Raw genomic sequence first — 21,315 nt, 5'->3', positions numbered from 1 at the left:
CCAACGCACAACGGATGGGACCACGATGACCATTGCGCAGCACCCCGCACCGCTGACGACGCAGGACCTCACCGGACAACTGATCATCGCGGGTGAGCGGGTGACCGGCGCGGGGAAGGCCGTCCACGGCGTGGACCCGACGACAGGCACTCGTCTCCTGCCCGCGTACACACACGGAACCCCAGCTGACGTCGTCCGTGCCACCGCTGCGGCCGCGGAAGCGTTCGGACCGTATCGCGCCACCTCGTCCGAAGAACGGGCGCGGTTCCTCTCGACGATCGCGGACAACCTCGATGCGTCGACCGAGGTCCTCGTCGAGCGTGCCGTGGCCGAGACCGGACTCGCGGCGGCGCGGATCACCGGTGAGGTGGGACGGACGTCGGGTCAGCTCCGGTTGTTCGCCTCGGTGCTGCGCGAGGGCAGCTGGCACGGCGCCCGGATCGATCCCGCACGGCCGGATCGGACGCCGCTGCCGCGCGCCGACATCCGGCAGCGCAAGGTGCCGCTCGGACCCGTCGCCGTGTTCGGCGCCAGTAACTTCCCGCTCGCGTTCTCGGTCGCCGGCGGCGACACCGCGTCGGCATTGGCCGCCGGATGTCCCGTGGTGGTGAAGGCCCACGACGCCCATCCCGGCACATCAGAACTGGTGGGACGTCTGATCACCGAGGCGGTGGCCGCCACCGGAATGCCTGCCGGCACCTTCTCCCTGCTCTACGGCAGCGGGCCCGACCTGGGTATCGCCCTCGTGACCGACCCGCGCATCAAGGCGGTGGGCTTCACCGGGTCGCGCTCGGGCGGAACGGCTCTCGTCGCCGCTGCGGCGTCGCGAACCGAACCCATCCCGGTGTACGCGGAGATGAGCTCGATCAACCCGGTCTACCCACTCGAGGGGGCGCTGCGTGCCGATGCCGCCGGCCTCGGCCGCGCATTCGTCGGCTCGCTGACGATGGGTTCGGGACAGTTCTGCACCAATCCCGGCCTGGTCATCGCGGTCGACGGTCCCGATCTCGATGCATTCATCGCCGCTGCCGCGGAGGCGATCGCCGCCTCGACGCCGACGCCGATGCTGACCCCGGGGATCGCCGCGAGCTACGCCTCCGGCGTGGAGGAGTTCGGTTCGGCCGCGGAGGTTCTCGCCCGATCGGCGGAAGCGACGGGTCCGAACACCTGCGCCGCCGCGCTCTTCGGCACGCGGGCCGAGACCTTTCTCGCTTCGGAGACGTTGCAGCAGGAGATCTTCGGGTCGTCGAGCCTCGTGGTGCGGTGTCGCGACCTCAAGCAGGTGCGGGAGGTGACCGCCGAGCTCGAAGGTCAGCTCACCGCGACCGTGCATGCCGCGGACTCCGACCTCGACGACGCCCGGGTGCTTCTCGAGGCACTCGAACTCAAGGCCGGGCGAATCCTCTTCAACGGGTGGCCAACTGGCGTCGAGGTCGGACACGCGATGGTCCACGGCGGACCCTATCCGTCCACTTCCGACAGCCGTAGCACCAGCGTCGGGTCGCTCGCCATCGAGCGTTTTCTGCGGCCGGTGGCCTATCAGGACGTTCCGACGACGCTGTTGCCGGACCCCATTGCCGACGGAAACCCCGAACAGATCTGGCGCCGTGTCGACGGCGAACTCATCCGCGACTGATCCTCACCCCATCCAAGGAGTCCCAATGCTCAACGGCGTCTTGTTCTTTCCCGTCACACCCTTCGGCAGCAGCGGAGAGGTGGACTACCGTCGCCTCGCCGAACACATCGACCGCGGGGTTGCCGCCGGCCCCGGCGGCGTGTTCGTCGCCTGCGGCACCGGCGAATTCCACGCCCTCGGACTCGAGGAGTTCGGGCGGATCGTCCGCTGTGCGGTCGAGACCGTCGCCGGTCGCGTCCCGGTGTTCGCCGGTGCCGGCGGCTCCCTCGTCCAGGCCCGCGAGTTCGCGGTGAGTGCGAAGGCCAATGGGGCCGACGGCATCCTGCTCCTGCCCCCGTACCTGGTGACGACGCCGCCTGCCGGCCTCGCCGAGTACACGCGGTCGGTCGCGGCCACCACGGATCTGCCGCTCATCGTCTACAACCGCGGCAACGCCGTGTTCGACGAGGCGTCGGCCATCGAGGTCGCCAAGCTGCCGACGGTCATCGGGTTCAAGGACGGCACCGGTGACCTCGACAACGTGTCGCGCATCGTGATCGCGGTCAAGGAAGCACTCGGGGACAGCAAGGAGTTCCTGTTCTTCAACGGCCTGCCCACCGCCGAGATCACCCAGCAGGCCTACCGGGCCATCGGTGTCACGTTGTACTCGTCGGCGACGTTCGCTTTCGCCCCGGAACTGGCGCTGGCGTTCTACAACTCGTTGGAGAACGGCGACGTCGAGCTGACCGAGGCGCTGCTGCGCGACTTCTTCCACCCCTTGGTCCGGCTACGCAACAGGGTGCCGGGATATGCGGTCGCACTCGTGAAGCACGGTGTGACGATGGAGGGCATCGAAGCGGGTCCGGTGCGCGCGCCGCTGGTCCAGCCGACACCGGAGCACCAGGCCGAGCTCGAGCGGATCACCGCCGCCGGGCGCGCCGTCCTCGCGACGACGCTCGCCGCGCAGGCCACGGTCTGAGAACTCATGTCGACGAACACCTTCCAGTCGGTGCCGGTCGGGACCCGAACCGTGTCGAGTCCGAAGACCGACACCACGATCACCGAGGTCACGGTCACCCCGGTTGCCTTCGTCGACCCGCCGCTGCTCAATACGGTGGGTGTGCACCAGCCCTACGCACTGCGGGCGATCATCGTGATCGAGACGGCCGGCGGAATCCGCGGGCTCGGCGAGACCTACGCCGACACCGCTCATCTCGCGCGGATGGAGGCCGCCGCCGAGGCGATCATCGGACTCGATGCCTTCGCGCTCCACAACCTGCGCGATGCCATCGACCTGCGGGTCTCGACCCTGTCGGTGACCGGCGGCGACGGAGTGGCCGGGATGATCACCACCGCCAGCACCACCGATCGTGTCTTCTCGCCGTTCGAAGTCGCCTGTCTCGACATCCAGGGCAAGGTCCTCGGTCGGCCGGTCAGTGATCTGCTCGGCGGCCGCGTGCGGGACCGGGTGCCGTTCAGCGCCTACCTGTTCTACAAGTGGGCGGCCCACCCCGGCGCGGCCGGGACCAACGGACTGCCGGACGAGTGGGGCGAGGCCGTCGATCCGAGCGGCCTGATCCGGCAGGCGCACCGGATGATCGACCGCTACGGGTTCACCGCGATCAAACTGAAGGGCGGCGTGTTCGCGCCCGACGAAGAGATCGCCGCCATCAAGGCGCTGCACGCCGAGTTTCCCGGGATCCCGTTGCGCCTGGACCCCAATGCGGCGTGGACCGTGGAGACCTCGCTGCGCGTTGCGGCGGAACTCGAGGGCATCGTCGAGTACTTGGAGGACCCGACCCCGGGCCTCGACGGTATGGCGCGCGTCGCCGAGCAGGCGTCCATGCCGCTCGCGACGAACATGTGCGTGGTCGCCTTCGATCACCTCGAACCGGCGGTGCGCAAGCGGTCGGTCTCGGTCGTCCTGTCCGATCACCACTACTGGGGCGGCCTGCAGCGGTCGCGTCTCCTCGGTGGCATCTGCGAGACCTTCGGGCTGGCGCTGTCGATGCACTCCAACTCGCACCTGGGTATCAGCCTCGCCGCGATGGTGCATCTGGCGTCTGCGACGCCCAACCTCACGTATGCCTGCGACACACACTGGCCCTGGAAGACCGAGGACGTGGTGAAGCCCGGTGTGCTGGACATCGTCGACGGTGCGGTGACGGTCCCGACCGGCCCGGGTCTGGGCGTCGAACTCGACGACGAGGCGCTGGAGGCCCTGCACCAGCAATACCTCGACTGCGGCATCCGGGATCGCGACGACACCGGCTACATGCAGTCCATCGATCCGGGCTTCCGGAACACCAGCCCGCGGTGGTGAACGAACCCTCGACCGACAGCCGAGAAGTGGTCTAGCGTCATCCACACCACCCCGCAGATTGCTGGGTTACGATGCCGAAAGTGGATCGATGTTCTCTCTGTCGCGCCTGTCCTGCTTCATCGCGGTCGCCGAGGAGCTGCATTTCGGCCGAGCGGCCGAGCGGTTGCACATGACCCAGCCGCCGTTGAGTCGCCAGATCCAGCAGCTCGAACACGAACTCGGAGTTCAGCTCATCGAGCGCAGCAGTCGTGCGGTGTCGCTGACGGCGGCCGGGGCGGCCTTCCTGCCTGACGCGCGGCGGATCGTCGCGCTCGCCGAGGGGGCGGCCCTGACCGTGCGTCGGGTGCCTGCGGGCGACCTGGGCACCGTGAACATCGGTTTCACGGGTGCCTCGGCGCGGGCGGTGTTGCCCCGGCTCATGCAGACCGCCCGTGAGAGACTGCCGGACGTGCGCCTCGTGCTGCGGGAGATGGTGACCGTCGCCCAGGTCGAGGCCTTGGTCCGCGGCGACCTCGACCTCGGTATCGTGCGGCCGCCGATCTCGCGGCCGGGCGTGAATTCCCGTCCGCTGCATCATGAGCGGCTCGTCGCGGCACTGCCTGCCGATCACGAGTTCGCCGGCGTCGAGCACCTGGCGATCGAGGACTTCGACGGCCAGGCGGTCATCATGTACTCGCCCACGGACGCGCGCTACTTCAACGAACTGCTGATCAGCACATTCACTGCGGTGGGGGCCTCGCCACGCTACGTCCAGTACGTGACGCAGGTGCACACGATGCTGGTCCTCGTGCATTCCGGGCTGGGGATGGCGCTGGTGCCGGAATCGGCGATGACGATGCATCCCGACGGGGTGGTGTTCAAAGAGGTGACCGCGATCCGCGATCGTCCGGTGCAGATGAACGTCGCCTGGCGCGCGGACAACACCAACCCGGCACTCGCGCGGTTGATGAGAGATGTTCTACCCGAACGTGAATGGATCTGACGGCGACCTCGATCGAGTTCGTCGGCTGTGCACCTGAACTCGTCGACGACCTCACCTCGGTGGCCTCGACGGGCGCGGCGGACTCGCTTCGCTCGTTCGACGCTGCTCGACCAGCAGTGGTTGCGGTGGAAAAGCCCGATCAGACCGCGGCGCGCACGGGCGGTTTGACCGCGACCACCGGGCACTGTGCGTCGAGCAGCACACGCTGGACGACGCTGCCGGTCAGCAGTTTTCCGACCGGTGAACGCCTGCGCTGGCCGATCACCAGGAGCTCCGCTGCGTCGTCGTACGATGCGTCGATGAGTTGGTCGGCGTGCGAGAGGCCCGGATCGTTCTCGGCGACACGGTAGTCGACGTCACCGGCCTGAGCCACCTCGCGCGCGTTCTCCAGGTCGACCAGGAACTCCGGCGACGAGGCGTTGTCACCATCGGCGACGATCACGACGCCGGTGCCGCGCATGCGGGCCTCGGCGAAGCCGAACGGGAGTGCGCCGCGCCCCTCGGGTGTCGGTAGGTAGCTGAGGACGACAGACATCAGATGTCCTTTCGCAGAGCGTGATTCGGTGCGACGACCGGTGTCGACAGGTCACCGGTACGCAGGAAGGTCTCGAGGTTGGCGAGGGTGAGTTCCTCCATGGCGGCACGTGTCTCGACCGTTCCGCTCGCGAGGTGGGGGAGAAGTACGACGTTGTCCATGGCCAGCAGCGCCTCGGGCACCTCCGGCTCGTGCGCGAACACGTCGAGCCCGGCGCCGGCCAGTCGGCCGCGCCGCAGCACGTCGACGAGGGCGTCCTCGTCGACGACGCTGCCGCGCGCCACATTGATGAGGAAGCCGTCGGCGCCCAGCGACTCGAGGACGTCCCGGTTGACGAGATGGCGCGTGTCGGCACCGCCGGCGGCGGCCACGATCAGTACGTCGACGCGGGTGGCGAGCTCGGCCGGCGACGCCGCGTAGCGATACGGTGAGCCGTCGATGGGACGGCGGTTGTGGTAGGCGATCCGGCACCCGAAGGCGGTCAGGCGGTGGGCGATCGCCGAGCCGATACGGCCCAGCCCGAGGATGCCGACGTCGGTGCCGGAGACCTTCCGGGTGAGCGGAACGTTGCCTTCCACGGGCCAGCGGCCGGCCCGGACGAACCGATCGGCCGCGGCGAGTCCGCGCATCGTGTCGAGGAGTAGTCCGACTGCGGTGTCGGCGACGCAGTCGGTGAGGACGTCCGGGGTGTTGCTGACGCCGATGCCGAGCTCGGCGGCACGGGTGACGTCGGTGGTGTCGTAACCGACGCCGAAATGGACGATGGCGCCGAGGTTCGGGAGCTCGGCCATCAAGCCGGCGTCCACCCCGGTTCGTCCCGAGGTCACGACCGCGGTCACTGCGTCGGCGTTGCGCGCGAGGAAGGCCTTCCGCGCCTCTCGGTCATCGGGCAGTCGCGGGGCGCCGTAGGTACCTTCGAGACGCTCCTCGAGCGAGGGCTTCAGCGGGCCGACGCGGAGAACAGAGCCGTGGAACGACGAAAGGTCCTTCAGTCCAATGGTTTCCGTTGCCGTCGCGGTGCCGGCCGTACTGCTCGTCATGCTTGACCTCCAGGAGTGCAGGACACAGACCGGTCCTTCGGTGGATGACTCCACGCTAGAAGCGCTCACGGATACCTGTCCAACACGCAAATAACATGGATCGATACTCAAACAGTATGGATGCGGCGTCGTCGATTCGGTGTCTGGCACGTCGGTCAGGAGAACCGTCAGGTCAGCGGCTGTTTCTGGTCTCGCACGCGCTCCGCCTGGCACTCCCCGGACGGAGCCAAAACCCGTCGAAACGGCCTTTTGCTGGGCTTTTGTGCTGTTGACGCCGTCATCGCGACGCTCATAGCGTGTGTCTACCGTCACAAACGCGGTCGAGCCCACCGCGAGATCACTCGCAGTCTTTCTCTCATCGGAGGTCCCCATGCAGATCGCACATCTGCGATCCCGGAAGCGCCCCGCCGGGTGTCTGCTGGTCCTGTCCGCGGTGGCCGCGCTCGCGGCCAGTGGTTGCAGCGTCGCCAACACGACAGCCGGCGAGAGCGCTTCCCCGGACACCCTGCGCATAGTCCTGCCCCAAGAGCCGCCCACGCTGGAACCCTGCGATGCCTCGCTGACGGCGACCGGCGTCGTCGTGCGGTCCAACATCACCGAGCCGCTCATCGAACGGAACCCCGACAGTGGTGCGCTCGAGCCGAGTCTCGCGACCGAATGGACCCAGGTCGAACCGAACGTATGGCGCTTCACCACGGCCACGGGTATCCGGTTCAGCAACGGGCAGCCGTTCGACGCCGAGGATGCCGCGTTCTCGATTCGCCGCACGTTCAACGGCGCGATCGGCTGTGACGTCAACGGCTACGTCTTCGACGACACCACCCGCGAGGTGACTGTGGTCGACCCCGACACCATCGAGGTCCGCACGGAGACACCCGACCCGATCCTTCCGCTGCGTCTCTCCTTCATCGAGATCGTCCCGCGTACCACCGTCGCCGACGACAAGGTGCGGGTGCCGATCGGAACCGGCCCTTACATGGTGGACTTCTGGGATTCCGGACAGCGGGTCGCGCTCAAGGCGAATCCGAACTATCACGGCGATGCGCCGGAGTTCACCCGCGCCGTGTACCAGTGGCGCGCCGAGGGCAGCGTCCGTGCCGCGATGGTGACCAACGACGAGGCGGACGTCGCCACGTCACTGGGGCCGGAAGACGGCGCAGGCGAATTGGGTATCGCCTACACCAACAACGAGACGACCGCGCTGCGGATGCAGGCCACCGATGCCCCGCTGAACGACTATCGGGTGCGCGAGGCCATCGACCTCTCCGTCAATCGCGCCGGCATCGTCGACGCGCTGTTCCAGGGCCTCGGCACGCCGGCAGCGCAGTTGGTCGGCAAAGGCATCGTCGGCTACAACGATCAGCTCACCCCGACGCCGTACGACCTCGACCGTGCGAAAGGGTTGGTCGACGAAGCACGGGCGGATGGTGTCCCGGTCGACCGAACCATCCGCCTCATCGGCCGAACCGGTCAGTTCCCCAAGATCAACGAGACCATCGAGAACCTGCAGTTCACGCTCAGCAAGATCGGGCTGGACGTCAAGATCGAGATGATGGACACATCAGGTCAGATGCAGTATCAGACAAGGCCTTTCGTACCCGGGTCGGGGCCTGTGCTGCTGATGATCATGCACGGCAACCAGGCCGGTGACACCCAATTCACCCTCGACCAGTACATGCTGTCCGACGGCTACCAGAGCACTTACGGCACAGCCGCCTACGACGAACAGATCCGCGCCGCCGAGGCCCTCACCGGCCCGGCCCGTCAGAACGCACTCGCCGCGGTGCTGGCCACCGAGCCGCGCGAGATCCGCCAGTACGCGTATATCGCACACATGCAAGCAGTTCTCGCGAAAGCGAATCGTGTTGCCTACCGGCCCAATTCGGCCACCGGTGACGAGATGCGTCTCGCCGAGATGACCCACGCGCCAGCCCAGAACGACTGAAACAGAGGCGATGACCGATGCTCACCTTCCTCCGGCGCCGGATGTTCACCAGCCTGATCCCGCTGATCATCGTCTTGTTCGGCGTGTTCTTCATGGCCCGGCTCACCGGCGACCCCACCAATCTCTACCTCCCGGTCTCCGCGACCCCGGAGCAGCGCGCCGAGTTCGCCGCCGCGAACGGGCTCGACAAACCGATCTGGCAACAGATGACCGACTACCTCGCCGGCGTCTTCCACCTCGACTTCGGTGAGTCACTGAAGACCGGTCAGCAGGCGGCGAGCATGGCGCTCGCAGCGTTCCCGGCGACTCTGCAGCTCGCCTTCGTCACGCTCGTGCTGTCCGTCCTCGGCTCGATCGTCATCGGTTGCTGGGCGGCCTACCGACCGAACTCGCTCGCCGACCGCTTCTCGAGCCTGCTGTCGATGACCGCGGCCAGCGTCCCCGACTTCTGGTTCGCGATCACCGGGATCTGGATCTTCGCGGTCGTCTTCGGCTGGCTGCCGACATCGGGCACCGGCGGAACCCTGGCCTGGGTACTGCCCATCGCGACCCTGATGATCCGACCGCTCGGCGTGCTCACCCAGGTGGTGCGCGGGGCCATGGTCTCCGCGCTGGCGGCCCCGTATGTCAAGGTCGCACGCAGCAAGGGCGCCGGGGATCTGCGGATCGTCACCCATCACGCCCTGCGCAACGCGGCCGCACCCGCCCTCACCGTCGCGGGCGATCTCGCGGTCGGCCTGATCAACGGTGCGGTCATCGTCGAGGCCATCTTCGGATGGCCCGGCATCGGCAAGCTGATGATCGATTCGATCCTGCAACGCGACTTCGCGGTCCTGCAGGCGGCGGTGCTCCTCACCGCCATCAGCATCTTCATCCTGAACATCGTCATCGACGCCGGTCTCGCCCTGCTTGACCCCCGCGTTCGTGACAAGGCCACGGTCTAGTCGCCGGCGACCAGAGGAGTACCGACACCATGTCCATAGTCACCGATCCCGTCGACACGACGAGTCCCGTCGCCTCGACCGACATCACCGGCGACTCCGTCGCCACCAAGAAGGTGCCCGCCGGTCAGATGCCGCTGTGGCGGTTGCTGTTCCGTGACAAGTTCGCGACCGTCGCGGCCGGTATCCTTGCGTTCATCCTGCTGACCGCGATCTTCGGTCCATGGCTCGTCGGCGACGCCGCGACCGACCAGAATCTCGACGAGTCGAATCTCCCGCCGTTCAACCTCGACACCGGGTGGATGAACGTCCTGGGCACCGACCCGCTCGGGCGCAGCATGCTTGCCCGGCTCATCGTCGCCTGTCAGACCACGCTCATGGTCTCCCTTCCTGCGGTGATCATCTCGTGCGTCGTCGGCTCGGCGATCGGCATGTGGGCGGGATATCACCGCGGCTGGCGGGAGACCACCGCGATGCGCATCGCCGACGTCATCATGAGCTTCCCGTCTCTGCTGCTCGCCGTCGTTATCCTGTACGTGTTCTCGCCGAGCGCCGCGAACATCATCGCCGTCCTGGCGATCACCCGCATCCCGATCTACCTGCGGACCGCACGCGCGGAGTCGGCCGAGCTCCAGAGCCGCGTGTTCGTCGACGCGGCACGGACATTCGGTGCGAGTAGCGGCGCCATCCTCCGCGGGCACGTGTTGCCGATCCTGCTGCCCACGCTGCTTACGGTGGCCACGCTCGACTTCTGTTACGTGATGCTCGCCGAGTCGTCCCTGTCGTTCCTCGGCATCGGAATCCAGCCGCCCGACATCAGCTGGGGACTGATGGTGTCGCAGGGCCGGACCTACCTGCAGACCGCATGGTGGCTGTCGTTCTTCCCGGGCCTGGCGATCGTCATCACAACCGTGTCGGCCACGATGCTGGCCGCGTGGGCGCGCATCGCGACCGATCCCGGCCAGCGGTGGCGGCTGACCACCCCCAACGCCCGCAAGCGGTTCTTCTCCTCACGAAAGGCGCTGCGATGAGTGCTCCTGCCCTCGACCGGCCCGACGCCGGCACCGACGACCGGGTCGCACTCGACGTCGTCGACCTGACCGTCGATCTGCGGACGCCCACCGGTACCGTGCGGGCGGTCGACCACGTCTCCTTCCGGGCCCGCCGCGGCGAAACCCTGGCCCTGCTCGGCGAATCCGGGTGTGGCAAGTCGATGACCGCACAGGCGCTCGTCGGGTTGCTCGACCCGATCGCCTCGGTCTCGGACGGATCGATCGTCCTCGACTCCGTCGACCTCGTCTCCGCTCCCGCGTCGAAGCGGCGCGAGATGGCCGGCACCGAACTCGCGATCGTGTTCCAGGACGCGCTGACCGCCCTCAACCCGGTGTACCCGGTCGGGACCCAGCTCGCCGAACCGTTCCGCATCCATCGCGGGATGTCGAAGAAGAAGGCCCGCCTCGAGGCGATCGAACTGATGCGGCACGTGGGCATCCCGGAACCGGAGTCGCGCGTCGACTCCTACCCGCACCAGTTCTCCGGTGGGATGCGGCAACGTCTGCTCATCGCGATGGCGGTGGCGTTGAGCCCCAAGGTGCTGCTCGCCGACGAACCCACCACCGCTCTCGACGTGACAGTGCAGGCCCAGATCATGGCTCTGCTGGGGCGCCTCCGGGCCGAACACGACATGGCGGTCGTCCTGATCACCCACGACCTCGCGCTCGTCGCCGAGCAGGCCGACCGCGTCGCGATCATGTACGCGGGCAACGTCGTCGAGACCGGACCGGTGGCCGAGGTGTTCGGCAGTCCGAAGCATCCGTACACCAAGGGACTGCTCGATTCCGTTCCCGTCAGCGCCGAACGGGGGGCCGATCTCAAGTCGATCGGCGGTACGCCGCCCGACCTGCACTCGATCCCGACTGGCTGTGTGTACCAGGCGCGGTGTCCGCTGGCCCGCGCGCAGTGCGTGCAGCAACGGCCGACGCTGACGACCACCGGCACCAACCGGGCCGCTGCCTGCCACTTCTCGGAGGAGATCGACAATGCCTGAGACGACCAGCCTCGACAAGACGCCCGGCCTCGACAAGGCGCGCGGTGCCGCGGCCCCGCTCGACTCGAGCCGGGTCCTCGAAGTACGCGACGTCGGAAAGACCTTCGCGGTGTCCGGCAAGGGCGGCCGCAAACAACTCCGGGCGCTCGACGGGATCGATCTCGATCTCCGCCGCGGCGAGACACTCGGTCTGGTCGGCGAATCCGGCTGCGGCAAGTCCACTCTCGCCCGAACGCTGATGATGCTCGAGCGGCCCGACACCGGCACCGTTCGCTGGGACGGCACCGACCCCTACCGGCTCAAGGGCAAGGACCTGCTCGCCCTGCGCCGCAAGGTGCAGATGGTCTTTCAGGATCCGTATGCCTCGCTGAACAATCGGATGACCGCGGCCGAGATCATCGGCGAGCCGTGGCGTACCCACAAGGACCTGTACCCGCGCAAGCGTGACCGGGCCGCCCGCGTCCGTGAACTGCTGCATCTCGTCGGGTTGCGGCCGAGCGACGAACACCGCAGCCCGCAGGAGTTCTCGGGCGGTCAGCGCCAGCGCCTGGGAATCGCCCGTGCGCTCGCGCTCGATCCCGAGGTGATCATCTGCGACGAGCCGGTGTCGGCGCTGGACCTCTCGGTACAGGCGCAGGTGCTGAACCTGCTGAACGAACTCCAGCAGGAGCTCGACATCTCCTACATCTTCATCTCGCACGATCTGTCGGTGGTGCGTCATGTGGCCGACCGGGTCGCGGTGATGTACCTGGGCCGGATCGTCGAAACAGGCAGTACCGAAGCCGTGTTCGACCATCCTGCGCACCCGTACACCGAGGCGCTGATGTCCGCGGCACCGACGCTCGACGCCGACAACCGCCGCGAGCGATTCCTGTTGAGCGGCGAGGTGCCCTCGCCTCTCAACCCACCGTCGGGCTGCCGGTTCCGGACGCGCTGCGCACACGCCACCGACGTCTGCGCGGCCGCGCTGCCGCCGGCCGTCACCGATCGGCAGGAGGCCGGACACATCGCCGAGTGCTATCACCCCCGCGGACGGGTCGGCCTGGGCATGCCCGCGTCGGCGGCGTGAACACGCCCGGCGGTACGAAGGCCGTACTGGCGTGAGCGTCGTGGCATGCGTGACCATCGCGGTGGCCGTGTTCCTCGCGTCCTGCATGCAGGCATCCATCGGTTTCGGGATGGGCATGCTCGCCGCGCCGGTGGTCGCCCTGGTGGCGCCGACACTGCTTCCCGGCATGCTGATCGCTTCAGCGACGACAGTCACGCTGCTGGTGGTGATCCGCGAGCGGGGAAGCCTGGACTTCCGCGGTACCGGGTGGGCTCTGGCCGGTCGGGTCCCCGGGACCGTCGCCGGCGCCCTGCTGCTGGTCTGGTTGCCCACCCGCGGTCTGTCACTGCTGTTGGCGGCGGTCGTGCTCGGCGGCGTCGTGATCGCCTCCGTCGGCTGGCGGCCGGCACCGGTACGCCGCAACCTGGCCACCGCGGGCGCGGCCTCCGGATTGCTCGGCACGGCCACGTCGATCGGCGGCCCCCCGATGGCGCTGGTGTACTCCGGCGAGGAGAACGCGCACGTGCGTAGCAACATGAGTGCGTTCTTCCTCGTCGGCAGCCTGATGTCGATGGCAGCGCTCGCCGCGACCGGCAGCGTGAGCGCCGAGATCCTCTGGGCGTTCCTCGCCCTGACACCGGTCGTCGTCCTCGGCTTCATCGCCTCCCGCGCCGTCAACCGGGTACTCGACCGGGATCGGCTCCGCACCGTGTCGATCACGGTGTCGGCCGTCGGCGCGGCACTGCTCATCGGCCAGCAGATCTTCTTCTGACACTTCTGAAAGGAATCACCATGACGACAGCCACATCGACGTCCACGACGACCCCGGTGGTCACCGAGATGCGGGTGATCCCCGTCGCGGGACGAGACAGCATGCTGCTCAACCTGTCCGGCGCACACGCCCCGTTCTTCACGCGGAACCTGGTCGTGCTGACCGACTCCGAAGGCAACCAGGGGGTCGGTGAGGTCCCGGGCGGCGAACCGATCCGCACCACGCTCGACGATGCGCGACCGATCGTCGAAGGTCGCGGTATCGGCGAGTACAACGCGGTCCTGCAAGACATCCGGCGTACGTTCGCCGATCGTGACCGTGGTGGCCGAGGCGACCAGACCTTTGATCAGCGCATCACGATCCACGCGGTCACCGCCGTCGAATCGGCACTGTTGGATCTCCTCGGCCAGCACCTCCGTGTGCCGGTGGCGGCGCTGCTCGGCGAGGGACAGCAACGCGATCGGGTTGCCGCGCTCGGCTACCTCTTCTTCGTGGGGGATCGCACCAGGACAACGCTGGACTACGCCGACGGTGCCGGTGAGACCGACGACTGGATGCGCTTACGCCATCAGGAGGCCCTCGATGCCGACGGCGTGGTCGCGCTCGCCGAGGCGGCCCAGAAGCGGTACGGCTTCGCCGATTTCAAGCTGAAGGGCGGAGTGTTGTCGCCCGACGAGGAGGCCGACGTCGTCACCGCGCTGGCCGAACGCTTCCCGACGGCCCGGGTGACGCTCGATCCCAACGGCGGCTGGTTGCTCGAGGAGGCGATCCGGATCGGCGGACGCTTGCGCGATGTGGTCGCCTACGCCGAGGACCCGGTGGGACCGGAGGGTCGGTTCTCGGGCCGTGAGGTGATGGCCGAATTCAAGCGTGCGACCGGACTGCCGACCGCGACCAACATGATCGCGACCGACTGGCGCGAGTTGGGGCACACGATCCGCACGAATGCGGTCGACATCCCGCTGGCCGATCCGCACTTCTGGACCATGGCCGGCTCGGTGCGCGTCGCGCAGCTGTGTGATGCCTGGGGGCTCACCTGGGGATCGCACTCCAACAACCACTTCGACGTGTCACTGGCCATGTTCACGCACGTCGCGGCCGCCGCGCCGGGCGAGATCACCGCGATCGACACCCACTGGATCTGGCAGGACGGACAACGCCTCACCACCGAGCCGTACGAGATCGTCGACGGTCACCTCACGGTTCCCGACCGGCCGGGTCTCGGCGTCGAACTCGACATGGAGCAGGTGGAAGCCGCTCATCAGCTGTACCGCTCCGAAGGGCTCGGGGCGCGGGACGACGCGATCGGAATGCAGTTCCTCATCCCGGACTGGACCTTCGACAGCAAACGACCCGCGCTCGTGCGGAGCTGAGGTCGTGGCGGAAACGCGCGGCGACGACCTGAAAGTCGTGGTGGGTGAACGGAACTTCGTGCCGCACCGCGAGTTGTTCGAGAGCCTGTTGCCCGCGGGTGTGGACACGTCCTGGCACGCGGCCTTCGACGAGGCCGCGCTCGTGGCCGATCTGGCCGACGCCGACGTCTACGTCGGCGGTAGGGTGACCCCGGCGATGGCTCGCGCGGGATCCGGTCTGCGGCTGGTGCTGACCGGTGGCGCCGGCACCGACAAGGTCAGTTTCGGTGACCTCGCGGCGAACACCGAGGTGGCCAACACCTTTCACCACGAGGATTCGATCGCCGAGTACATCGCCGCCGCGGTGGTCACGGTGCGCCGAGGTCTCCTCGGCCAGGACGCCGCGCTACGCCAAGGGTTGTGGGCCTCGGCGGTGTACCGCGACGGGGTGGAACAGCCGCGGACTCTGCGTGGCGCGATGATCGGCTACGTGGGTTTCGGCCACATCGGTCGACGAACCGCGGACCTGATGGGTGCCTTCGGCGCACGGGCCTGTGCGGTGACCGGGTCCGGCCGGGTCGCCGACGATACCGGGCTCGAATGGTACGGCGACACCATTGATCTCGATCGTCTAATGGACGAATCCGATGTCGTGGTGGTCTCCGCGCCGCTGACAGCGAGTACCACCGGGATGATCGACGCCGGCCACCTGCGGCGGCTCGGGCCCGGGGGTGTGCTGGTCAATGTGGGCCGCGGCCCGCTCGTCGTCGAGGAGGATCTGTACGAGTCCCTCCGGGACGGGTTGGTCGGCGGAGCAGCGCTCGACGTCTGGTATCGCTATCCGACGGGCAGCGATCGAGCGGACCCGTCGGGCCTGCCGTTCGGCGAACTGCCCAACGTGCTGATGACCCCGCACATCTCGGGCGTCACCCGTGACACGTTCGTCGGGCGGGTGCGCGACATCACCGACAACATCTCCCGGCTGCACTCGGGGCGAGAGGCCCTGCGGGTGGTCGCGCCGTCCTGAATCGAGGGCCTACTGGGCCTCCCTTCGCTCCCTGAGGTGTGCGGAGCGCAAGCCGCCGGGCCGAGCGAGCGACGAAGGAGCGCGTCGAGGTCGACGACCGGCCCCTGCTCCCTGATCTGAAAGGACGCCCTGCCCCCTGCTCCCTGAGGAGCGCCCGGAGCTTGCAGGAGGCGCGTCACGAAGGGTCTTCGCAACCCGACTCACCAGCCCCCTTCGTGACGGCCTCCGCAAGCTCCGGCCTCCTCAGGGAGCAGTAGTTGGGCCCGCTCCGAGCATTCGGGTTCATCAGTCGCACGGCAGGGGCGTCCTCGAACCGGCCCATCGCCACGATCAGGCGTCGGCGGTCTCGGTCCGTGTTGGTTCGGCTGCCGCGCGCTTCCCGTTCTGGAACAGCAGCGGGTAGAGGAGACCGCCGATCAGTCCGCCGATCAGCGGCGCCAGCCAGAAGGCCCACAACTGACCGGGTGCGCCGTTGCCGTTGAAGAAGGCGACCGCCGTCGAACGCGCCGGGTTGACCGACGTGTTGCTGATCGGGATCGAGATCAGGTGGATGAGCGTGAGGCACAGGCCGATGGCCAGCGGGCCGAAGCCCGCGGGAGCGCGTCGGTCGGTCGCGCCGAGGACCACGATGAGGAAGAACGCCGTCAGCAGGATCTCCGCGATGAGGACCGCGGTGAGCGAGTAGTTGCTGGGGGAGTGTTCGCCGAACCCGTTGGCGGCCATGTTGCCCTCGGCCTCGAACCCGGGTTGGCCCTTGGCGATGAGGAACAGCATGAGGCCGGCCAACAGGCCACCCACGACCTGCGCCACCCAATAGGTGGGCAGCTCTTTCCAGGAGAGCCGGCCGCTGACGGCGGCGCCCAGCGTAATCGCGGGATTGAAGTGTGCGCCGGAGACGTGCCCCACCGCGTAGGCCATCGTCACGACGGTGAGACCGAAAGCCAGAGAGACACCGAGGAACCCGATTCCGACCTGGAAGGTGTCCTGGCCGTCCTCGGACTGGGCGATCTGCTTGGCGGCGTAGATCGCGCTGCCGCATCCGCCGAAGACCAACCAGAATGTTCCGAAGAACTCAGCCGCGAGTCGTGCTGCGGGCGACGGGGAAGGCATGAACGTCCTTTCGCTCGGTGACCTGGCCGGCGAGGCGCGCACAGTACCTCGCCCTTCGAGTGGCTCACACAGTAGCCGTGCCGCCGGAAACCGGCAGCGTTATGGCAAATCCTGTGCAGTTCAACGAAGAAACGGTCGCCGAAGCTCGTCACCGATCGCGGAATCGCGCGGCGATTGCCGCGCTCATCGTCTCGGGAGCGTCTTCGGACACGAAGTGCTTGGCGTCCGGGAGCTCGACGACCTCCAGGTCGGAGAAGGCCGCGCGAATCTTCGGGAGGCAGTGTCGCGGCCGGAAAACGATGTCCCCCATCCCCCATACGGCGAGTGCCGGCCTATCGCCCAGACGGAGTGGGACATCCGCGGCCAACTGCTCGAGGAGTGGTCTCGCCGAGCGGATCTCGCCGGGCATGACCGAGAGTCCATACCGGGCGTCGGGACTCGGTTGCACCCGGCGATAGTGCTCGCCCTCCGCGTTGGTCAAGGTCGGCCCGAACCTGCCGAGCAGTACGCCTTCGACGAGCAGATTCTGTTCGAGGATGCACTGTCGCAACGGACGACTGCTCATGACCGCGCTGAACAATCGATTCGGTAGCGGATCGATCGGCCAGAATGCAGTGTTCGCGAGAACGATCCCGCCCACGCGTTCGGCGCGGGGGACTGCCGCACCGAGTCCGATGGGTCCACCCCAGTCGTGACCCACCAGGACGAAGTCGTCCAAGGCGAGGTGGTCGATCAGCTCGCCGAGGACAACTGTCAGCTCGGCGATGGTGTAGCCGAACCCGTCGGGGCGAGTGGACAGCCCGAAGCCGGGGAGGTCCAGGGCGACGCAGCGAAAACGATCGCGCAGCCCGGTCACGATGTGCCGATAGAGAAAGCTCCAGGTGGGGGACCCGTGACACATCAGGACAGCTCGCCCGACGCCTTCGTCGATGTAATGAAGCCGTCCGACCGACGATTCGAACCATCGTGACTCGAAGGGATACAGCGTTGGGTCGGGTACGAAATCGATTTCCACTGGCGTCTCCGTCCACCGCGATGCATCGGGCTCTACACATGTAGAGACTACGGGACGATCCGCTACATCTGTAGTATCTCGCGCATGTCTGCGGATTCGACCAGTGGAGGCGGGCGTCGGGATGTCATCGCCGATGCCGGCATCCGAATCATCGCCCGCGACGGTGTCCGCGCACTCACCCATCGGGCTGTCGATCGGGAGGCGCGGTTGCCGCTGGGGTCGACCTCCTACCATGCGAGGACCCGGATCGCGCTGATCGAGCTCATCGTCGACGCACTGGCGGCCCGTACCCGGATCGACACCGAGGCATTGGTGATGACGGGTGAAGGGGTTGACCACGACGGACGGGTTCCGGTCGACGAACTGGCCGGATCGCTGTCGGAACTGGTCGACACCCTCGCTGCCAGACACGACGACATGCGCGCCCGTTACGCGCTCATCCTCGAGCTCGACGATCTGCCGGCCATTCGCCGAAGGTTGACCGGTCGGTCCGACGTCGAGGACGTGGCACGACTGGTGGCGATGCGTTCGCTCGCCGGTGCCGGCCTGCCGAATACGGGCGTCGAGGTCGAAGATCTGCTCGCGATCACGGATTCACTGGTGTTCTACCGCACCGCCATCAACCCGGCAGTCGACATCCGGCGCATTCTGGACCAGTACCTTCGGGGCGCCATCGTCCGGTGATTGCGCATTCGCAGTCGCCGTGTCATCTCAGGGAACGAACATCGCGTTCCCTTTCCGCGTCCAGTTCGGCCCGACGGGTGGTCAGAGGTCACGGTTGAACGTCGTGTGCATCTCCCAGAACAGGATCTCGGCCTCGGACGTCGCGGTGACACTGACCGCGCCCTCATCGATGGTGCGCAGCGCATCACCCTCGACGAGTCGCATGCCGTCGTCCAACTCGACACCGCCTCGCGCCACGTAGAGATGTCCATACGGTGCCGGGGGAAGAGTGACCGACTGCCCGAAACCGATCCGGGCCACGTGCAGTGCCGCGAACGGGTTGCCGATCGAGATCGCATCTGTGCCCGCGTGTTCGGGCCTGCCGGAGACCACCGTGACCAGCCCGCCGGTCGCGAGATCGGCGCTGAAGTCGCGTTCGGCGTAGCCGGGTTCACCTCCGCCGTGCTCGGGCGCCACCCACATCTGCACGACGCGCAGGTCCCGGTTCTCGCTGCGCCGTGAAGCATTCGCCTCAGTGTGGGTGATCCCGCGGCCCGCGCTCATCCGCTGCGCGACGCCCGGCGTGATCACGCCGGTGTTGCCGAACGAATCACGATGAGTGACAGCACCTTCGAGTACCCACGTGACGATTTCGGCGTCCCGGTGGAAGTGGGCGTCGAAACCTTCACCGGCGTCGACGCGATCGTCGTTGTGCACCAGCAGGACTCCGTGGGCGTTCGCCGCGAGATCGAAGTTGCCCGTGGCGGGGAAGGACTGGCGGGAATCGAGCCACTCGCTTCGGAAGATGTGCCGCTCGGTACCCGGGATGACCTGCCGCGACGGCACGGTTCCGATAGATGGCTCGCTCATCGTGACTCCGATCTGGTCCTCCGGACCCCGCCGGCACAACCGTCATGTCGCCGACCCTATTCCGGTGTGCGAGCGTGCCGCGGTCGTCAATCGAGGAGGTTGACCGCGTTGGCCACCACCAGGCTGAGGATGACGATCGACAACAGCGACTGTGACGCCATCGCCAGCTTCGCACGACGCGACAGCGGCATCACGTCGGTGGGGCTGAAGGCAGTCGCGTTGGTCAGGGCCAGATAGAGGTAGTCGAAGAACACCGGCCGCCATCCCGATGGTGCCAGCCGTGGCTCGAGGTGTTGCGGAAAGGCGAGGTCCGGGTATGCGGCCGGACGCAGGTGCCGGTTCACCGGACCGCCGCCGTCGAGCTCCCAGTAGAGGAATGAGAACGCGATGACGGTCTGCAGCCAGACGAGAGCCCCGGCGACCAGCAACTGGTTCGCCGCCGCGGTCTGCGGATCTCCGTGCAGCAGGTCCCACACGAGTCGTCCCGCTCCCCACGCCGCACCTGCGGCGATGGCGACGACCAGCCCCACGGAGAGGCTGCGGACCCACCGGCCGGGCCGGTCGATGCGACCGGGGTCGACCACGATCAGTGTCAGCAGGACCAGCCCCTCGATCGCGGGTAGCAGCCAAGCGGTACCGGCGGCGTAACGCGCGGGCAAGAGGAACGGGATCGCCATCGCGACCAGTACGAACGCCGATGCGGTCCAACGCTGCTCAGCTCGGGGCAGGTTCTGCGCGGGAACGTGGTCGTCGTCGTTCATTTGGCGGCCTCCGGTCGGGGGAGCCGACACGTTCCGCCAACATCGTTGACTCAGCGGGCCCGGCCGGTACTGTGTTCTTCATCACATAGGCAGGAAGGGATGTGCCATGATACCGACCGAGATGAAGGAGCTGCATCGGAGTATAGGTGCGCTACGGCATCACATGACCACGCTGCAGACGCAGTACGGCGATGTAGACGCGGTTCGGCGAATGTCCAACGATCTGGATCGGCTGGAGATCGACCTTCACGACTTCGAGCACGCACCGCCACCGCTGCTGCAGACGAAAGTCGGGCGAGACCAGGTTATCTATGTGCCTGACTGCAAGTCGGACGAGTCGGCCTGGCTGGGTGCGCAAGACGAAGGGCTGGGCTTTCATTCGCGTGAGCGCACGAAGTGAGCGCCCCCGCGACTGAGCGGGACACAGTCGGGGTCTTCTCTCCGGGCCGCGCGCGAATCCTGGCCCGAACTCTCCGCCAGGACAGGTGGTGGCTGTCGCCGCTGCTGACAGTCGTGGGTCTCGCGGCCTTCGTCATCTACGCGACGATCCGGTCTTTCGTGCGCACCGCCTATTACGCCGCGGACTATCACTACCTCTCGCCGTTCTATTCGCCGTGCCTCAGCGAGTCGTGCGTGCCCGGGGCGAGTCATTTCGGTACCCCCTTCCCCGAACTCCCGATGTGGATTCCGCTGGCTTTCCTCTCCCTGCCGTTCCTGCTCGGGTTCCGACTGACCTGCTACTACTACCGCAAGGCCTATTACCGGTCGGTCTGGCTGTCGCCGCCTGCCTGCGCCGTCGCCGAACCCCACAGTCGTTACACCGGCGAGACGCGACTGCCGCTCATCATCCAGAATTCGCACCGGTACTTCTTCTACGTGGCCGTGATCATCTCGGTGATCAACACCTACGACGCGATTGTCGCCTTCCACGGTGAAGGCGGCGGTTTCGGCTTCGGGCTGGGCAACGTCATCCTCGTCGTGAACGTGCTCCTGCTGTGGACCTACACGGTGTCGTGCCACTCGTGTCGCCACGTGACCGGCGGTCGGCTCAAGCACTTCTCGAAACATCCGGTGCGGTACTGGGTCTGGAGTCAGGTGTCCAAGCTCAACACCCGGCATATGCAATTCGCCTGGATCACGCTCGGGACTTTGGTGCTCACCGACTTCTACATCATGCTGGTCGCCAGCAACACCATCTCGGACCTGAGGTTCGTGGGTTGACCGAGTGACAACACAACGCCTGTGGTGCAGCCGTTCTCAACGTTGGGA

Annotated in this window: 21 protein-coding genes; 15 read left to right on the top strand and 6 right to left on the bottom strand. The window is 67.2% G+C overall.

The window, feature by feature from the left end:
- Nucleotides 1-25: 25 nt before the first annotated feature.
- The 4 genes from Q9R39_RS00190 (at nucleotide 26) to Q9R39_RS00175 (ending at nucleotide 4,920) form a co-directional block, all read left to right on the top strand.
- The gene (locus tag Q9R39_RS00190; RefSeq protein ID WP_211540460.1) at nucleotides 26-1,636 is read left to right on the top strand and encodes an aldehyde dehydrogenase (NADP(+)); all 1,611 of its coding nucleotides are present in this window, start codon (nucleotides 26-28) and stop codon (nucleotides 1,634-1,636) included.
- 25 nt (nucleotides 1,637-1,661) lie between these two features.
- Entirely contained in the window at nucleotides 1,662-2,594 is a 933-nt protein-coding gene (locus Q9R39_RS00185) for a 5-dehydro-4-deoxyglucarate dehydratase (RefSeq protein WP_211540459.1), read from the top strand.
- A 6-nt stretch (nucleotides 2,595-2,600) separates the two neighbouring features.
- Nucleotides 2,601-3,938, top strand: coding sequence for a glucarate dehydratase family protein (locus Q9R39_RS00180; RefSeq protein WP_311276937.1), 1,338 nt, complete (start codon nucleotides 2,601-2,603; stop codon nucleotides 3,936-3,938).
- Between the two features lie 88 nt (nucleotides 3,939-4,026).
- On the top strand, nucleotides 4,027-4,920 hold the full coding sequence (locus Q9R39_RS00175) for a LysR substrate-binding domain-containing protein (RefSeq protein ID WP_058251798.1): 894 nt from the start codon (nucleotides 4,027-4,029) through the stop codon (nucleotides 4,918-4,920).
- A gap of 139 nt (nucleotides 4,921-5,059) precedes the next feature.
- Here the strand turns inward: Q9R39_RS00175 and Q9R39_RS00170 are convergent, their stop codons facing one another.
- Together Q9R39_RS00170 and Q9R39_RS00165 are read right to left on the bottom strand one after the other, a co-directional pair.
- Nucleotides 5,060-5,455 (bottom strand): universal stress protein, encoded by a 396-nt coding sequence (locus Q9R39_RS00170; RefSeq protein ID WP_058251799.1) that lies wholly within the window; start codon nucleotides 5,453-5,455, stop codon nucleotides 5,060-5,062.
- Complete coding sequence (locus tag Q9R39_RS00165) at nucleotides 5,455-6,495, bottom strand: 2-hydroxyacid dehydrogenase (protein WP_058251800.1); 1,041 nt, start codon at nucleotides 6,493-6,495, stop codon at nucleotides 5,455-5,457. Before Q9R39_RS00165 ends, Q9R39_RS00170 begins: the two co-directional genes overlap by 1 nt.
- A 370-nt stretch (nucleotides 6,496-6,865) precedes the next feature.
- Here Q9R39_RS00165 and Q9R39_RS00160 point away from each other — a divergent pair, with 370 nt between their 5' ends.
- Genes Q9R39_RS00160 through Q9R39_RS00125 form a run of 8 tightly spaced genes read left to right on the top strand, consistent with a single transcriptional unit; the run spans nucleotide 6,866 to nucleotide 15,627 of the window.
- The gene (locus tag Q9R39_RS00160; protein ID WP_058251801.1) at nucleotides 6,866-8,440 is read left to right on the top strand and encodes an ABC transporter substrate-binding protein; all 1,575 of its coding nucleotides are present in this window, start codon (nucleotides 6,866-6,868) and stop codon (nucleotides 8,438-8,440) included.
- A 17-nt stretch (nucleotides 8,441-8,457) separates the two neighbouring features.
- Nucleotides 8,458-9,384, top strand: a complete 927-nt coding sequence (locus tag Q9R39_RS00155; RefSeq protein ID WP_058251802.1) for an ABC transporter permease — start codon at nucleotides 8,458-8,460, stop codon at nucleotides 9,382-9,384.
- 29 nt (nucleotides 9,385-9,413) lie between these two features.
- Entirely contained in the window at nucleotides 9,414-10,412 is a 999-nt protein-coding gene (locus Q9R39_RS00150; protein WP_058251803.1) for an ABC transporter permease, read from the top strand.
- The gene (locus Q9R39_RS00145) at nucleotides 10,409-11,428 is read left to right on the top strand and encodes an ABC transporter ATP-binding protein (protein WP_058251804.1); all 1,020 of its coding nucleotides are present in this window, start codon (nucleotides 10,409-10,411) and stop codon (nucleotides 11,426-11,428) included. Before Q9R39_RS00150 ends, Q9R39_RS00145 begins: the two co-directional genes overlap by 4 nt.
- The gene (locus Q9R39_RS00140) at nucleotides 11,421-12,497 is read left to right on the top strand and encodes an ABC transporter ATP-binding protein (protein ID WP_078113210.1); all 1,077 of its coding nucleotides are present in this window, start codon (nucleotides 11,421-11,423) and stop codon (nucleotides 12,495-12,497) included. The genes Q9R39_RS00145 and Q9R39_RS00140 overlap by 8 nt, the downstream gene beginning before the upstream one ends.
- A 31-nt stretch (nucleotides 12,498-12,528) precedes the next feature.
- Nucleotides 12,529-13,248, top strand: coding sequence for a sulfite exporter TauE/SafE family protein (locus tag Q9R39_RS00135; RefSeq protein ID WP_078113209.1), 720 nt, complete (start codon nucleotides 12,529-12,531; stop codon nucleotides 13,246-13,248).
- A gap of 20 nt (nucleotides 13,249-13,268) precedes the next feature.
- The gene (locus Q9R39_RS00130) at nucleotides 13,269-14,621 is read left to right on the top strand and encodes an enolase C-terminal domain-like protein (RefSeq protein WP_078113208.1); all 1,353 of its coding nucleotides are present in this window, start codon (nucleotides 13,269-13,271) and stop codon (nucleotides 14,619-14,621) included.
- A gap of 4 nt (nucleotides 14,622-14,625) precedes the next feature.
- Nucleotides 14,626-15,627: a 2-hydroxyacid dehydrogenase gene (locus Q9R39_RS00125; protein ID WP_078113207.1), complete on the top strand. Its 1,002-nt coding sequence runs from the start codon at nucleotides 14,626-14,628 to the stop codon at nucleotides 15,625-15,627.
- A gap of 330 nt (nucleotides 15,628-15,957) precedes the next feature.
- Here the strand turns inward: Q9R39_RS00125 and aqpZ are convergent, their stop codons facing one another.
- Complete coding sequence (gene aqpZ, locus Q9R39_RS00120; RefSeq protein ID WP_078113206.1) at nucleotides 15,958-16,737, bottom strand: aquaporin Z; 780 nt, start codon at nucleotides 16,735-16,737, stop codon at nucleotides 15,958-15,960.
- A 148-nt stretch (nucleotides 16,738-16,885) separates the two neighbouring features.
- Nucleotides 16,886-17,752: an alpha/beta fold hydrolase gene (locus tag Q9R39_RS00115; RefSeq protein ID WP_078113205.1), complete on the bottom strand. Its 867-nt coding sequence runs from the start codon at nucleotides 17,750-17,752 to the stop codon at nucleotides 16,886-16,888.
- Between the two features lie 84 nt (nucleotides 17,753-17,836).
- Here Q9R39_RS00115 and Q9R39_RS00110 point away from each other — a divergent pair, with 84 nt between their 5' ends.
- A complete protein-coding gene (locus Q9R39_RS00110) occupies nucleotides 17,837-18,436 on the top strand; it encodes a TetR/AcrR family transcriptional regulator (protein ID WP_078113204.1) in 600 nt (199 codons plus the stop codon).
- 81 nt (nucleotides 18,437-18,517) lie between these two features.
- Here the strand turns inward: Q9R39_RS00110 and Q9R39_RS00105 are convergent, their stop codons facing one another.
- Entirely contained in the window at nucleotides 18,518-19,285 is a 768-nt protein-coding gene (locus Q9R39_RS00105; protein WP_078113203.1) for a pirin family protein, read from the bottom strand.
- Nucleotides 19,286-19,371: 86 nt separating this feature from the next.
- Complete coding sequence (locus tag Q9R39_RS00100) at nucleotides 19,372-20,046, bottom strand: DUF1345 domain-containing protein (protein ID WP_078113202.1); 675 nt, start codon at nucleotides 20,044-20,046, stop codon at nucleotides 19,372-19,374.
- Nucleotides 20,047-20,152: 106 nt separating this feature from the next.
- Between Q9R39_RS00100 and Q9R39_RS00095 the strand changes: the two genes are divergently transcribed.
- Nucleotides 20,153-20,446: a hypothetical protein gene (locus Q9R39_RS00095; RefSeq protein ID WP_078113201.1), complete on the top strand. Its 294-nt coding sequence runs from the start codon at nucleotides 20,153-20,155 to the stop codon at nucleotides 20,444-20,446.
- Entirely contained in the window at nucleotides 20,443-21,267 is an 825-nt protein-coding gene (locus Q9R39_RS00090; RefSeq protein WP_078113200.1) for a hypothetical protein, read from the top strand. The genes Q9R39_RS00095 and Q9R39_RS00090 overlap by 4 nt, the downstream gene beginning before the upstream one ends.
- Nucleotides 21,268-21,315: the final 48 nt, after the last annotated feature.

This window comes from Gordonia sp. AC31, assembly GCF_031844505.1.
GTDB classification, from domain to species: domain Bacteria; phylum Actinomycetota; class Actinomycetes; order Mycobacteriales; family Mycobacteriaceae; genus Gordonia; species Gordonia hongkongensis.
Note: the sequence above shows the minus strand (reverse complement) of the source record. Positions and strands in the feature narration are given on the sequence as shown.

Excerpts from the sequence above, each read along its gene's own strand:
- Q9R39_RS00190 (WP_211540460.1), top strand. The coding sequence starts at position 26 with ATGACCATTGCGCAGCACCCCGCACCGCTGACGACGCAGGACCTCACC.
- Q9R39_RS00185 (WP_211540459.1), top strand. The coding sequence starts at position 1,662 with ATGCTCAACGGCGTCTTGTTCTTTCCCGTCACACCCTTCGGCAGCAGC.
- Q9R39_RS00180 (WP_311276937.1), top strand. The coding sequence starts at position 2,601 with ATGTCGACGAACACCTTCCAGTCGGTGCCGGTCGGGACCCGAACCGTG.
- Q9R39_RS00175 (WP_058251798.1), top strand. The coding sequence starts at position 4,027 with ATGTTCTCTCTGTCGCGCCTGTCCTGCTTCATCGCGGTCGCCGAGGAG.
- Q9R39_RS00170 (WP_058251799.1), bottom strand. The coding sequence starts at position 5,455 with ATGTCTGTCGTCCTCAGCTACCTACCGACACCCGAGGGGCGCGGCGCA.
- Q9R39_RS00165 (WP_058251800.1), bottom strand. The coding sequence starts at position 6,495 with ATGACGAGCAGTACGGCCGGCACCGCGACGGCAACGGAAACCATTGGA.
- Q9R39_RS00160 (WP_058251801.1), top strand. The coding sequence starts at position 6,866 with ATGCAGATCGCACATCTGCGATCCCGGAAGCGCCCCGCCGGGTGTCTG.
- Q9R39_RS00155 (WP_058251802.1), top strand. The coding sequence starts at position 8,458 with ATGCTCACCTTCCTCCGGCGCCGGATGTTCACCAGCCTGATCCCGCTG.
- Q9R39_RS00150 (WP_058251803.1), top strand. The coding sequence starts at position 9,414 with ATGTCCATAGTCACCGATCCCGTCGACACGACGAGTCCCGTCGCCTCG.
- Q9R39_RS00145 (WP_058251804.1), top strand. The coding sequence starts at position 10,409 with ATGAGTGCTCCTGCCCTCGACCGGCCCGACGCCGGCACCGACGACCGG.
- Q9R39_RS00140 (WP_078113210.1), top strand. The coding sequence starts at position 11,421 with ATGCCTGAGACGACCAGCCTCGACAAGACGCCCGGCCTCGACAAGGCG.
- Q9R39_RS00130 (WP_078113208.1), top strand. The coding sequence starts at position 13,269 with ATGACGACAGCCACATCGACGTCCACGACGACCCCGGTGGTCACCGAG.
- aqpZ (WP_078113206.1), bottom strand. The coding sequence starts at position 16,737 with ATGCCTTCCCCGTCGCCCGCAGCACGACTCGCGGCTGAGTTCTTCGGA.
- Q9R39_RS00110 (WP_078113204.1), top strand. The coding sequence starts at position 17,837 with ATGTCTGCGGATTCGACCAGTGGAGGCGGGCGTCGGGATGTCATCGCC.
- Q9R39_RS00105 (WP_078113203.1), bottom strand. The coding sequence starts at position 19,285 with ATGAGCGAGCCATCTATCGGAACCGTGCCGTCGCGGCAGGTCATCCCG.
- Q9R39_RS00100 (WP_078113202.1), bottom strand. The coding sequence starts at position 20,046 with ATGAACGACGACGACCACGTTCCCGCGCAGAACCTGCCCCGAGCTGAG.
- Q9R39_RS00095 (WP_078113201.1), top strand. The coding sequence starts at position 20,153 with ATGATACCGACCGAGATGAAGGAGCTGCATCGGAGTATAGGTGCGCTA.